Below are 13870 nucleotides of genomic sequence, written 5' to 3'. Positions count from 1 at the left end.
CGTTTTGCATCGGCATTCCCTGTAGGAGCGAGCGTGCTCGCGAGAAACTCAAGGGCGCCGCGTTCATTCAGGTAACGCCCGTCTCCGTTAACGACCATCGCGAGCGAGCTCGCTCCTACAAAGTTGTATTCGCGACCACGAAAAAGCCCCGCCTCTGTATAAGAGCGCGGGGCTTTTTTTGGTTCAAGCGGCGAGCCATTCAGCCTCGTCGCCAGTCATCAGAAGCGGTAGGTTGCACCGATGCCGAGACCGTTTGCCGAGTTTTCATACTTGGCGCTGTAGCTCTGGCGGCCGTTGTTGTCGTTGACCTTGACCGACTCTTCGACCAGGTACGAATACGCTACGTCGATGGTCAGATCGTCGGTCGGGCTCCAGCCGGCGCCCAGGCTGAAAATTTTGCGATCGCCCGTCGGGATGCGTGGGGAACGGTTTTCGTTGTTGGTCGGTGCCTGATCAACCGAGAAACCGGTACGCAGGACCCATTGCTTGTTCACCTGGTAGGCAGCACCGATGGCGTGAGCCCAGGTGTCATGCCAGTTCTGTGGTTCGCCGATGGTGCCAAAGCTGCCGGCCAGACGAGCCGGAACGCCGCTGTTCTCAACACTGATTTCTTTCAGGCGGCTCCAGCGAGTCCAGGTGCTGCCTGCGTAGAGAGTCCATTGGTCGTCCAGCTGATGAGTCACCGAGAAGTCGACCGACTCAGGCGTGGTGATGTCCAGCGACGCGTCGTACTTCTGGCTAGGGCCGAGCACGGCGTAGTTGATCTTGGTGTCACCCTCGAGCTTGTACTTCACTTTCGAGTGGTAGGTCAGGCCGACGCGGGTGCTGTCGGTGGCTTGAACCAGGATGCCGAAGTTGTAGCCCAGCGCAGTGTCGTCACCCTTGATCTTGACCTGACCATCATCAAAGCGCGGGTCCAGCGACAGGGCCGATTCCAGCTTGCCATCAATGCGGTTGATGGTCGGGCCGAAACCGATCGACACCTTGTCGTTGAACGCGTAGCTGACGGTTGGCTGAATAGTGACGATTTTAACTTCGCTTTTGCTGCCGAAATAACGGCCGGCAAAATTGTTCTCGTAGTCGGTCACCAGGCCGAACGGTGCGTAAACGCCGATACCGAAGGCCCATTGGTCGTCGATTGGCTTGACGTAGTAGCCCATAGGCACGGCGATGAAGGGAACCATGTCGCCATCATTGCTGCCGGGTCTTGGGGTGGAGCGCGCGTCGCTGATGTCGGTGTGTGCGTCGAGAAATGCAGCACCGCCGGTGACTTGTTCGCGCTTGATGCGAGCCATGCCGGCAGGGTTGCCAAAAATTGTGCTTGCGTCGTCGGCAGATGAAGATCGCCCGGCAAAACCTGTCCCCATCCCGCTGATGCTTTGTTCGTTGATGGCAAAGCCACTCGCAAAGATCTGGGTGGATGCCAAGGCAACGGTAAGGCTAAGGGTGGTTTTGAGCATTACTTTTTTCATTATTAGAACTCCTGGTGATCACCGGGGCGAAAATTACCAACATTTTCGTCCCAGCGCCATAGGCTGTATGTGTTGAGTTAGAGCGGTTTTGTAGGACAATCAGACCGGATTCGCAGCGTGTTGAGCGATCTTCAAGCGAGGAGGGATCAGCAGGCGACCTGATTCAGCGGTGATACACAGGTTTGCCAGGCGAAGGTGAAGTCTCTGAGGCGGCCTTGGGGCTGGAAGGTCTGGCGCCAGATTCGGGCCATGCCCAGCAGGTCGTCTGCTTCGGGGAGCGGAGTATTCTGTTCTTCGATCAACAGCCAGGCGATAGCGGTGGCGTAGCGCAAGTTGACGGTCAATTCGAGGTGCGGGCCACTGAGAAATGCATGCTGGCTGGCCAGGCCGCGGACCAGGCTGGCGCGTTCGGGATCAAGTGCGAGGTAGTCGTCCCAGAGTGCCTGATGGCGAGGTTCGGCAATTCGGTACAAGCCGTGGCCACGGCGGTCATGCAGGGCGGAACCAAGGGCTGACTGACTGGCGGCGATGCCCAGCAGCAGGGATTCGGCGGTTGCGCTATGGCGCCCCAGATAAATCAATGTCGGACGGATCACATAGCGGCACAGTTCGCTGGCAGCGATACCCATAACACCCTCGGAGCGTGAAGTGGTCGGCGAGCCTGAAAGGGAGCGTTGGCAGCGGTGAATCGACTCAGGCTCGCCGGAAGCGGATCAAGCCGCTTGAGTTGAAGTGTAGTGTCATATTCGCGCTGTAAAGGACTGTTTTTAAAATATTTCCGGCGTGCAGTTATAACCGTTATATCGGTTAGTGCTTAGGCGCGAATGGCGAAAAGGGAAATATGGGGCAATAAAAAGCCCCGCGTTTCAAGCGAGGCTTTCGGGGTTGCAGCCTTTCTGGCGTATCAGGCAACCAGTGCCTGACGGGTACGCTCGATCACGGCCTGCAGCGGCTCGGCGCTGGAGTATTGATCGGGGTACAGGCGTTCGCTGTGACGTGCGATGCCGTGTTCGTTGACCAGGGTGAAGCTGAAGCAGCCTTTGCGAGCGGCCATGATCAGGCAGTTCATTGGTGCAAAAGCGTTGGTCAGGGTGCGGATGGCATCCTGGGTGTGGATTTGAGTAGTCATTATTGGGTGTTCCTACAAGCGACACGGATAAGAGCCGTGCAAAATTAAAACGTTCCAGTGACGTCGACCACCGTTGGTCGAACGAAGAACCCGACTGGAACAAAGCAGCCAGTTTGAAGCGCTGATAAATGGCGCGCTTGGGCTGGCAGGTAGGTACTTAGGAGGGCAGGCAACACATCAAGGGCAAAGGTTCTGGGCCCGGGGTGAAGATCCTGATCAATTTGCAGGCTGGTTCGGTCAGAGTAAGTGAGCTTCGCAACACCCTTTGCTTTCGATTCAAAGGCTGTGTTGACGCAAGGTTTACCTGGAAACCATCGAGGTGGTCGATCCCGCTTGTTCGGTAGAAGCTTCCTTTGGGAAGGCTGACCGGGAGGATTTGTTCGACCAGAATTGACTTTCAGCTTGGTACTAACGCCGCGGATACTAACGGATTGAGTTGACTAAGGGAAGGGTATCGCACAAAAAGATTATCCCGACGCCGCTGTGCAGACTTTTTCAGGCGACTGCACGGCTAATTTGTGCCCGGCAACAGAGCACTATCCGATGGCCGGTCATACACGTTCATCGGTCTGGACAAGCGTGATTGACGGGTTTGCCAGGGTTTATCCCCAGATCGGGTAACAAAATGCGCCGAAAAAGCGCACCGATATAACTGCCTCGAAGGTACTTGTGCACATTAGTTGCGCAGGTTGTCACCCAACTGTCATCTACCCTTGAAGCGCAGTGGGTGCCTGTAACCAAAATTTAAGTCAATGAAAAACATCGCTTTTTTTTACTGGTGAAAAAATCGTCAGTTTGACTGCGGGCCCCATTCCACAGGGCTTTGCGAGAGTTCAAGGGCGGTTGTCCACTGAGTTATCCACAGCTTCTGTGGATTGTCCCGAGCGCTTGCTCTAGGACGGGCGTGCCGGGTTTTTTAGGCTTTACCTGTAAGAAAAAAAGAGTAGAGTGGCGCGCCTTCCGATCTGTCCCGCAGTGCTTTATGAAGTTTCGCTCAGTATCAGATTCCGTTACCTCGACACCTCCCCGTGTTACCCCGCCCAAACGCTTCTCGATGCGTGTGGCCGAGTGGCTGCTGGACAGCCCGCGCCTGGGTGAAAACACCAACGTCAAACACTTTGCCGGACGATTGCTCAAGCAACCGGCCCGTGAAGGTGTGGTTGCTGCGCAAAGCCGTCTCGGCCAGTTGATGTGCCGCGAGTGCGGCAATGCCCGGGATCGCCGTATCGGCCAGGACCTGTTGCGTCAGGCCGCGCGTGCCGGGGATCGTCGCGCCCAGCAGGAACTCGGCCTGATCGAAGACTGAGCTGTCCAAGACCTGGCGCCTTGGTTAACCTTCTAGTTTTATCGGATGGCAGAAATGGCGATGGCTATGGACTTGACCAGCATATTGCTCGGTCTGGCGGGGGCTGCACTGCCGCTGCTGGTATTGGCCTGGCAACTTCAGCGCCGGGTAAGCACCACGCAGTCGGACGTTGCCCTGCTGGAGGAGCGTCTGGCCATGGCCCATCTCGCGCAGGACGGGATGAACGCCCAACTTGAAACCTGCCGCGACGAAATAGCCGATCTGGGGCAGGCCAACGCCGCGAAACAAGCCGACCTGGCCGCCCTGCGCCGCGAAGTCGAATTGCTGCAGATCGAGCGGGACGATGCGCGCGACGCCTCTCACGCCTGGAACCTCGAGCGCGCCGGCAAAGAAGCTGAGTTGCGGCGTCTGGACGCGCAAGCCGCCTCCTTGAATGCAGAGCTGCGCGAACAACAGGAAAGCCATCAGCAGCGCCTCAACGACCTGCAAGGTTCGCGAGACGAGCTGCGTGCCCAGTTCGCCGAGCTGGCGGGTAAGATCTTCGACGAACGCGAGCAGCGTTTTGCCGAAACCAGTCAACAGCGACTGGGGCAGTTGCTCGATCCGCTGAAGGAACGCATCCAGTCCTTTGAAAAACGCGTGGAGGAAAGTTATCAGGCCGAGGCCCGTGAGCGTTTTTCGCTGGCCAAAGAGCTGGAGCGCCTGCAACAGCTGAACCTGCGCTTGAGCGACGAAGCCACCAATCTGACCCGCGCCTTGAAAGGGCAGAAAACCCAGGGCAACTGGGGTGAGTTGATTCTTGAGCGAGTGCTTGAACATGCGGGCCTGGAGAAGGGTCGCGAGTACCAGACCCAGGTCAATCTCAAAGGCCCGGACGGCGAGCGGTTCCAGCCCGACGTGATCATTTACCTGCCGGGGGACAAGCAGGTGGTGGTCGACTCCAAAGTCAGCCTGACGGCCTATCAACAGTACGTGGCGGCCGAGGACGATGCCATCGGCCAGATCGCCATCAAGCAGCACGTACTGTCGCTGCGCACTCACGTCAAAGGCCTGGCCGGCAAGGATTACAAACGGCTCGACGGCTTGCACAGCCTGGATTTCGTCTTGTTGTTCGTCCCCATCGAAGCGGCATTTTCCGCGGCATTGCAGGCAGAACCGAGCCTGTTTCAGGAAGCCTTCGACCGCAACATCGTGATTGTCAGCCCGACCACATTGCTGGCCACACTGCGTGTCATCGACAGCCTGTGGAAGCAGGAGCGCCAGAGCCAGAACGCCCGGGAAATTGCCGAGCGAGCGGGGTGGCTGTACGACAAGTTCGTGCTGTTCATTCAGGATCTGGATGAAGTCGGCAATCGCTTGCAGCAACTCGACAAAGCCTACAGCTCGGCGCGGAACAAGCTCACAGAAGGGCGCGGCAACCTGGTCAGTCGCAGTGAGCAGCTTAAATTGCTCGGCGCGCGGGCGAGCAAGAGTCTGCCCGCGGATTTGCTCGAGCGCGCGATGACCGATGTCGATGGGTTGGCGGAATTGCCGGAATAAGATCAAAAGATCGCAGCCTGCGGCAGCTCCTACATGGGCTGGCGTTTCTCTGTAGGAGCTGCCGCAGGCTGCGATCTTTTACAAACTACAACGGCAAATACCGACTCAACAACGCCCGCAACGCCGCCGGTTTCACTGGTTTGGCCAGATAATCCAGCCCCGCCGCGTGCACTCGTGCCACGGTCTCCGGATGGCCGTCGGCGCTGATCACCACGCCGGGCACGGGCTCGGCCAGACGGGTGCGCAGCCAAGCCATCAACTCGGTCCCGGTCTCGCCATCGTCCAGGTGGTAATCCACCAGCGCCAGTTGCGGACGCATGCCATCGTTCAGCAACGCCGCGCATTCGTCGCGATTGCGCGCAGTAAAGACCTGGCAACCCCAGCGGGTCAGCAAGCTGTTCATGCCGATCAGAATGCTGTCTTCGTTGTCGATGCACAGCACCTGCGCGCCGCTCGGGAGTTGGCCGTTGAGCTGGGCAACCTTGGCTGGCGCGGCGATTGGCGTCTGCGCCAGCGGTACAATGACGCTGAAGACGCTGCCGCGGCCCGGCCACGAACGCACTTGCAAGCTATGACCGAGCACGCGACACAAGCCGTCCGCGATCGCCAGACCCAGGCCAAGGCCTTTTTCGGCACGGGTCTGATGGCTGTCGAGGCGTTTGAACTCTTCGAAAATCACTTTCTGTTTGTCTTCCGCAATCCCCGGGCCACGGTCCCACACCTCCAGGCACAATTCGCCCTGGTGTCGGCGAACGCCCAACAGCACTGGCCCCTTGGCATAGCGAAAGGCATTGGTCAGGAAGTTCTGCAAAATCCGCCGCAACAGTTTGATGTCGCTGTCGACCCGCAATGTGCTGCCCCGAACCCTGAACTTGAGTCCCTGATCCCGCGCCAGTGCCTTGAATTCGGCGCCGAGAATGTCGAACAATTCATTGAGCACGAAAGGCTTCGGGTCCGGATTGATCTTGCCGTTTTCCAGTCGGGAAATGTCCAGCAGGTCGCTGATCAGGTCCTCGGCCGAGCGCAGTGACGAGTCCAGGTGGTGCACCAGTTTTTGCGCCTCGCCGGGCAAGCCGTCTTCCTGGTGCGACAGGGCCGCGGAAAACAGCCGGGCGGCGTTGAGCGGTTGCATCAGGTCATGGCTGACCGCCGCGAGGAAACGGGTTTTCGACTGGTTGGCGGTCTCGGCCGTGCCCTTGGCAGCGGTCAGGGCGAGGTTGAGTTGTGACAGCTCGTGGGTGCGCTCGGTGACCCGACGCTCCAGGCCCTCGTTGGCCTCGGTCAGCGCCTGTTCGGCCTCGCGGAACGCGGTGATGTCGGTGAAACTCATGACGAAACCGCCGCCCGGCATCGGGTTGCCGATCAGCTCTATCACCCGGCCGTTGGGGAACAGTCGTTCAGAGGTGTGGGCGCGGCCCTGACGCATCCAGTGCAAGCGGCGGGCAACGTGCACTTCGGCTTCGCCGGGACCGCACAGGCCCCGCTCGGCGTTGTGGCGAATGATGTCGGCAATCGGCCGGCCAACGCTGATCAATCCGTCCGGGTAGTTGAACAACTCCAGGTAGCGCCGGTTCCACGCCACCAGTCGCAGCGACTGATCGACCACGCTGATGCCTTGGGTGATGTTCTCAATTGCGCCTTGCAGCAATGCGCGGTTGAACTGCAGCACCTCCGAAGCTTCGTCGGCGATTCGGACGACATCCTCGAGTTGCATTTCCCGTCCTTCGATGGCGGCTTTTACCACCGCGCGTGTCGAAGAAGCGCCCAGTACACCGGCGAGCAAGCGTTCGGTGTGGGCGATCCACTCACCGTCGGCGTTCTGGCTCGGGTTGAAGCCTTTGCCCTGGCGATAGGCAAAACGGATAAAGCTCTGACGGGCGCGTTCTTCACCGACAAACCGTGCGGCCAGTTGCAGCAGATCGTCGATCTGCACCGACAGCATCGAGCGGCCACTGGGCCGGGCACTGATCTCCTGGCCGATGAAACGGCCGGCCTGCCAGTGTTCCGAAACCCGTGTGCGCGACAGCACCGACACCCAGGCAAACAAGGTGAAGTTGCCGGCCAGCGATAGCACCACGCCTTGTGTCAGCGGAGTAATCGGCAGGTTGAGCGGGTTGCTGTGCAACCAGGCCAGCCCCGGGAAACTGCTCAACGACAAGCCGAGACTGTGGGCGGCGATCGGAAGAACCAGCGTGTAAAACCAGAGGAATGTGCCGGCGGCGAGGCCGGCGAAGACACCGCGGCGGTTGGCCTGTTTCCAGTACAGCGCGCCGAGCATGGCCGGCGCCAGTTGGGTCACGGCGGCAAAGGCGATCTGGCCGATGGTCGCCAGGCTTGCGGTGGAGCCCAGCAGGCGATAGCTGACATAGGCCAGCAGCAAAATCACCACAATACTGACGCGCCGCACCGAGAGCATCCACTGGCGGAACACTTCGAAAGGCCGCTCGGCGTTGTTGCGGCGCAGCAACCACGGCAACAGCATGTCATTGGAGACCATGGTCGACAGCGCCACGCTGGCGACAATCACCATGCCGGTCGCTGCCGAAGCGCCGCCGATAAATGCCAGCATCGCCAGCGCGGGGTGGGCTTGCGCCAGCGGCAGGCTGATTACAAACGAGTCTGGCAGCACCGAACTGGGCAGCAACATCTGACCGGCCAGCGCGATAGGGACTACAAACAGCGCCGCCAATGCCAGGTAGGCCGGGAACACCCACTTGGCCAGGCGCAGGTCCTGCGGATCGATGTTCTCCACCACGGTCACGTGAAACTGCCGGGGCAGGCAGATGATCGCCATCATCGCCACACCGGTCTGCACCACCATCGACGGCCAGTTGATGGTTTCCTTCCAGTATTCTTCGAGGCGCGGGGCGAGCATCGCCTGATCGAACAAGTCTTCGAAACCGTCATACAGCCCGTAGGTCACGAAGGCGCCGACCGCGAGAAAGGCGAACAGCTTGACCAGCGATTCGAACGCAATCGCCAGCACCATGCCGCGGTGGTGTTCCGTGGCGTCGAGGTTGCGGGTACCGAACACAATGGTAAACAGCGCCAGCACCAGCGACACGATCAACGCCGTGTCCTGGGCGCGGGTGCCCATGGCGTCGGCACCGGCGCCGATCAGCAGGTTCACCCCGAGCACAATGCCTTTAAGCTGCAATGCAATGTAGGGCAGTACGCCAACCAGGCAGATCAGCGCCACGACAATTGCCAATGACTGGGATTTGCCATAACGGGCGGCGATGAAGTCGGCAATCGAGGTGATGTTCTCCTGCTTGCTGATCATCACCATTTTCTGCAGCACCCAGGGCGCGCAGACCAGCAGCAGGATCGGCCCGAGGTAGATGGGCAGGAACGACCAGAGTTGTTCGGCGGCCTGGCCGACGGCACCGAAGAACGTCCAGCTAGTGCAGTAGACGGCCAGCGACAAGCTGTACACCCAGGCGCGCACCCGTGGCGGCAACGGCGCACTGCGACGGTCACCGTAGAAGGCGATGGCGAACATGATGGCCATATAGGCCAGGGCGACGGCGGCGATCAGCCCGCTGGACAGCGACATGGGAACTCCAGACAAAGACACCCGGGACTCCCGCCCGGTCCGACAGTCTCGCACGACCGCCTGCGTTAGTCAGTGTCGACCAAGGTCGTGGCGTGGCGGGGTGTCGCAGCAAGGAGAATCAGTCAGATTTTTGGTGCCTGGGCAGGCCTCTTCGCGAGCAGGCTCGCTCCCACATTGGAATGCGATCACCTGTGGGAGCGAGCCTGCTCGCGAAGAGGCGTCACAGACTTCCTGTTTGTGCCAGCTGCGCCAGCGCAGAAATGGGCGGTATATCTGCAAAATAGATAACAGTTAGAGATATTACCCGTTATATCGATATTCGATTCGACTCTACCATGAGCTCCACCTCACCCGAGGACAGGAGTTCGCCATGCCATGCCCCAATGCCGTCACCGGTTTCAAACCTTTCACTCATTTGCAGCATCCGCGTGAAGCCATCCGCCAGTTCACCCCGAACTGGTTCGCCGCCACCATGGGCACCGGCGTGCTGGCATTGGCGCTGGCACAGCTGCCCGTCGAGAATCCGGGTTTGCAGGCGCTTGCCGAAGCCTTGTGGCTATTCAACATCGCCCTGTTCGTGTTGTTTACCGCGCTGTACGCCGCGCGGTGGGTGCTGTTCTTCGACGAAGCGCGGCGGATTTTCGGACACTCTACGGTCTCGATGTTTTTCGGCACCATTCCCATGGGGTTGGCGACGATCATCAATGGCTTTCTGGTGTTCGGTTTGCCGCGCTGGGGCGCAGGCGTGATTGATCTCGCTGAAGCGCTGTGGTGGCTGGATGTGGCGATGTCACTGGGCTGTGGTGTGCTCATCCCGTACATGATGTTCACCCGTCAGGAGCACAGCATCGATCAGATGACCGCGGTCTGGCTGCTGCCGGTGGTGGCCGCGGAAGTGGCGGCTGCGAGTGGTGGCCTGCTGGCGCCGCACCTGGCCGATGCCCATTCGCAACTGGTGATGTTGGTGACAAGCTACGTACTGTGGGCATTTTCCCTGCCGGTGGCGTTCAGCATTCTGACCATCCTGTTGCTGCGCATGGCCCTGCACAAACTGCCCCCCGCCAGCATGGCCGCTTCGAGTTGGCTGGCGCTCGGCCCGATTGGCACCGGGGCGCTGGGTATGTTGCTGTTGGGGGCCGACGCGCCGGCAATCTTTGCCGCCAACGGATTGCCCGGCATCGGTGAAATCGCCGCAGGGCTGGGTTTGGTGGCCGGAATCACGCTGTGGGGTTTCGGGTTGTGGTGGATGCTGATCGCGCTGTTGATCACGGGTCGTTACTTGCGCACCGGGATTCCATTCAACCTCGGCTGGTGGGGTTTCACCTTTCCGCTCGGCGTCTATGCTCTGGCAACATTGAAACTGGCCAGCACGTTGAGCCTGACCTTCTTCAGTGCCTGTGGCTGTGTGCTGGTAGCGTTGCTGGCGGTGATGTGGCTGGTTGTCGCCAAACGCACAGTGTGCGGAGCATGGCGCGGCGAGTTGTTTGTGTCGCCGTGCATTGCAGAATTGAAGCAATAACCGGCAAAGATTAGGTAAGGTGTGGCCTGGATCGGCGTCCGACATTCCAATAAAACAATCCACGCCACTCTTCACCCAAAAATCAGGGACACACGGAAGATGAGTCACCCCTCACAGTTCTCCTTGCTTCGTACCCGGCGCTTCCTGCCATTTTTTCTGACCCAGTCCCTCGGGGCGTTCAACGACAACGTCTTCAAGCAGTCGTTGATCCTCGCCATCCTGTACAAATTGACCATCGAGGGGGATCGCTCGATCTGGGTCAATCTGTGTGCGCTGCTGTTTATCCTGCCGTTTTTCCTGTTCTCGGCGCTGGCCGGGCAGTTCGGTGAAAAGTTCGCCAAGGACGCGCTGATTCGACTGATCAAGCTCGGGGAGATCGCCATCATGGCGGTCGGTGCGGTCGGTTTTGTGTTCGATCATTTGTGGCTGATGCTGGTGGCGCTGTTTGCCATGGGCACGCACTCGGCGCTGTTCGGGCCGGTGAAATACTCGATCCTGCCCCAGGCCTTGCATGAAGAAGAGCTGGTGGGCGGCAACGGCCTGGTGGAAATGGGCACTTTTCTGGCGATCCTCGCCGGGACCATCGGCGCCGGGATCATGATGTCCTCCGCGCATTACGCACCCATCGTGTCCACGGCGATCATCGTGATTGCGGTGCTCGGTTACCTGGCCAGTCGCAGCATCCCTCGCGCGGCCGCCTCGTCGCCGGAAATGCGCCTGAACTGGAACATCTTCAGTCAATCCTGGGCCACCTTGAAACTTGGCTTGGGGCAAACCCCGGCGGTGTCGCGCTCGATTGTCGGCAACTCCTGGTTCTGGTTTGTCGGGGCGATTTATCTGACGCAGATCCCGGCTTACGCCAAGGAGTGGATGCACGGCGACGAAACCGTGGTGACACTGATTCTCACCGTGTTCTCGGTCGGTATCGCGCTGGGGTCCTTGCTCTGCGAAAAACTCTCCGGGCGCAAAGTCGAAATCGGCCTGGTGCCGTTTGGCTCCTTCGGTCTGACGGTGTTCGGTTTGCTGTTGTGGTGGCATTCCGGCGGGATTCCGGACAGCGTCAACGGCCACGGCTGGATTGAAGTTCTTGGTTTTGGTCACACCTGGCTGGTGCTGATCGACATTCTCGGCCTCGGGGTGTTCGGCGGCTTTTATATTGTGCCGCTGTACGCGCTGATTCAGTCACGCACCCCGGAGAACGAGCGGGCGCGAGTGATCGCCGCCAACAACATTCTCAACGCGTTGTTCATGGTGGTCTCGGCAATTGTCTCGATCGTATTGCTGAGCGTGGCCGAACTGTCGATCCCGCATCTGTTCCTGGTGGTGTCGCTGCTGAACATCGGCGTCAACGCCTACATCTTCAAAATCGTCCCCGAGTTCAGCATGCGCTTCATGATCTGGCTGCTCAGCCATTCCATGTACCGCGTGGAACATCGCAACCTGGAAGCGATTCCGGATGAAGGCGCGGCATTGCTGGTGTGCAATCACGTGTCGTTTGTCGATGCGTTGCTGATTGGCGGCGCGGTGCGTCGGCCGATTCGCTTTGTGATGTATTACAAGATCTACAACTTGCCGGTGCTGAACTTCATCTTCCGCACCGCCGGGACGATTCCGATTGCGGGACGTCAGGAGGATATTCAGATTTACGAAAGGGCCTTCACGCGCATTGCCCAATATCTGAAGGACGGGGAGCTGGTGTGCATTTTCCCTGAAGGAAAGTTGACGGCAGATGGTGAGATCAATGAGTTCAAGGGCGGGTTGACGCGGATTCTCGAAGAAACGCCGGTGCCGGTGATTCCGTTGGCGCTGCAAGGGCTGTGGGGGAGTTTCTTCAGTCGCGATCCCGGCAAGGGGATATTCCGTCGGTTGTGGTCTCGAGTGACCTTGGTGGCGGGGTCGGCGGTGGCGGTCGAGGTGGCAGAGCCGGCCAGGTTGCAGGGGTTGGTCGGGGAGTTGCGTGGCACTGTGCGCTGACTCCCGTAGGAGCGAGCTTGCTCGCGATGGACTCAAGAGCGCCGCGTTATAGCCAGTAAACACGCGTTATCGTTAACGACCATCGCGAGCAAGCTCGCTCCTACAATTCCCCCGCCGGGAAGTTCTCAGCCCGCCATCGCCAGGCGGTTGCGGCCTTCGCGCTTGGCCACATACAGCGCGCTGTCGGCCCGTCGTAACAGGCTTTCGGCAGACTCGCCGGGCAGCAGGGTCGAACAGCCCAGGCTGACGGTGAGTTCGATCCGTTGGCCATCGGCCAGATAATCCTTGGCCTGCGCCGCAAATCGCAGCCGCTCACCGACCATCGCGGCTGCCTCGCGGCCGGTGTTGGACAGCAGAATCAGAAACTCTTCGCCGCCAAAGCGGAACACCATGTCGACGTTGCGCAACTGGCTTTTGATCGAGGTTGCAACGGCCTTGAGCACGTCATCGCCGGCGCTGTGCCCATAAGTGTCGTTGATGTGTTTGAAGTGATCGATGTCCAGCATCAGCAGCGACAAGGGTTGCAAATGCCGCCGCGACATCTCGGTTTCCCGTTCCAGTGTCTGGTCCATGGCGATGCGGTTGCCGGTGTCTGTCAGTGGATCGCGCAAGGCACTTTGCGTCGCGGCGCGGTAGAGCAGGGCATTGCGCATCGGGTACATCAATGCTGATAACACCGACTCGAGATTGCTCTGTTCCGTCTCGTCGAAACGCAGGTTGCGTCGGAACACCAGGTCGCCCAAGTGCTCGCCTTCGTGGCTGAGGCTGTAGCTGACCGAGTGATGGCCACGCTGGCCAAACTCCAGGCGCAAGTCGCTGGCCTTGTGCTGATAACTCAAGGCGTCGAGCGGTACAAGTCGCTGGATTTCACGGAAGAAGAGCCCGAGGATACGCTGCGGCTCCAGGCTCGTCTGCAACTGCAGGCTCAGATGCTGGCGCACTTGCGCAAGACTGACCGACCTCTGAGGAAGAGAGGGCTGCTGACCAAAGCCCAGGCGTTGCAATTTGGCATTGTCGAAGTCAATTGCGTTGGTCTGGGATGGTGATTTCATATGGCGTGCGCCCCTGAACAGTAAGACTGTCTTACAGGCTGGGTGAGAGCGGCTTTGGGCTGCGCGTCATACTGGTCCATCAGTCCCGCAGGACATTTGGCGCAAGTCTAATCCGCTTTACCGAAGATTAGTAACCTATCGACTCGAGGTCGGCCCGTTTGCTTTCACACGGCGTGTCTGAGCAAATATAGAGCGAATGTCGTGCCATTCGGTTCAGTCGAATTAAAACTGTTAAAAATCAACGGGTTGTTTGGGGTTGTGAAGTTTGCATAGCGTATGTCTGACGGTTGCTTGACTTAAAATTGTTACAGTTACGACGCTGA

The 13870-nt window shown here is 59.3% G+C and carries 9 protein-coding genes; 4 read left to right on the top strand and 5 right to left on the bottom strand.

Going from position 1 to position 13870, the window contains the following annotated elements; all coding sequences use genetic code 11:
- Window positions 1-218: 218 nt before the first annotated feature.
- The 3 genes from F8N62_RS18700 to F8N62_RS18690 form a co-directional block, all read right to left on the bottom strand.
- Window positions 219-1472: an OmpP1/FadL family transporter gene (locus tag F8N62_RS18700; protein ID WP_150712059.1), complete on the bottom strand. Its 1254-nt coding sequence runs from the start codon at window positions 1470-1472 to the stop codon at window positions 219-221.
- Window positions 1473-1618: 146 nt separating this feature from the next.
- On the bottom strand, window positions 1619-2101 hold the full coding sequence (locus tag F8N62_RS18695; RefSeq protein WP_150712058.1) for a hypothetical protein: 483 nt from the start codon (window positions 2099-2101) through the stop codon (window positions 1619-1621).
- 275 nt (window positions 2102-2376) lie between these two features.
- Window positions 2377-2601 (bottom strand): hypothetical protein, encoded by a 225-nt coding sequence (locus tag F8N62_RS18690; RefSeq protein ID WP_008031832.1) that lies wholly within the window; start codon window positions 2599-2601, stop codon window positions 2377-2379.
- A gap of 982 nt (window positions 2602-3583) precedes the next feature.
- On the opposite strand from F8N62_RS18690, the gene F8N62_RS18680 reads away from it, so the two are divergent.
- Together F8N62_RS18680 and rmuC are read left to right on the top strand one after the other, a co-directional pair.
- Window positions 3584-3907 carry a sel1 repeat family protein gene (locus F8N62_RS18680; RefSeq protein WP_150712057.1) on the top strand — a complete coding sequence of 108 codons (324 nt, stop codon included), beginning with the start codon at window positions 3584-3586 and terminating at the stop codon, window positions 3905-3907.
- Window positions 3908-4081: 174 nt separating this feature from the next.
- Window positions 4082-5446: a DNA recombination protein RmuC gene (gene rmuC, locus F8N62_RS18675; RefSeq protein ID WP_191632403.1), complete on the top strand. Its 1365-nt coding sequence runs from the start codon at window positions 4082-4084 to the stop codon at window positions 5444-5446.
- Window positions 5447-5531: 85 nt separating this feature from the next.
- Here the strand turns inward: rmuC and F8N62_RS18670 are convergent, their stop codons facing one another.
- The gene (locus F8N62_RS18670) at window positions 5532-9002 is read right to left on the bottom strand and encodes a hybrid sensor histidine kinase/response regulator (protein ID WP_150712055.1); all 3471 of its coding nucleotides are present in this window, start codon (window positions 9000-9002) and stop codon (window positions 5532-5534) included.
- A gap of 370 nt (window positions 9003-9372) precedes the next feature.
- On the opposite strand from F8N62_RS18670, the gene F8N62_RS18665 reads away from it, so the two are divergent.
- Window positions 9373-10521 (top strand): TDT family transporter, encoded by a 1149-nt coding sequence (locus F8N62_RS18665; RefSeq protein ID WP_150712054.1) that lies wholly within the window; start codon window positions 9373-9375, stop codon window positions 10519-10521.
- 99 nt (window positions 10522-10620) lie between these two features.
- A complete protein-coding gene (locus F8N62_RS18660) occupies window positions 10621-12495 on the top strand; it encodes an MFS transporter (protein WP_150712053.1) in 1875 nt (624 codons plus the stop codon).
- Between the two features lie 125 nt (window positions 12496-12620).
- On the opposite strand, the gene F8N62_RS18655 is transcribed toward F8N62_RS18660, so the two are convergent.
- Window positions 12621-13547 carry a GGDEF domain-containing protein gene (locus tag F8N62_RS18655; protein ID WP_150712052.1) on the bottom strand — a complete coding sequence of 309 codons (927 nt, stop codon included), beginning with the start codon at window positions 13545-13547 and terminating at the stop codon, window positions 12621-12623.
- Window positions 13548-13870: the final 323 nt, after the last annotated feature.

Origin of the sequence: Pseudomonas fluorescens, assembly GCF_902497785.1 — a bacterium.
GTDB classification, from domain to species: Bacteria; Pseudomonadota; Gammaproteobacteria; order Pseudomonadales; family Pseudomonadaceae; genus Aquipseudomonas; species Aquipseudomonas fluorescens_BO.
The sequence above is the reverse complement of the archived record's forward strand: the minus strand, read 5'-3'. Positions and strand labels throughout refer to the sequence as shown.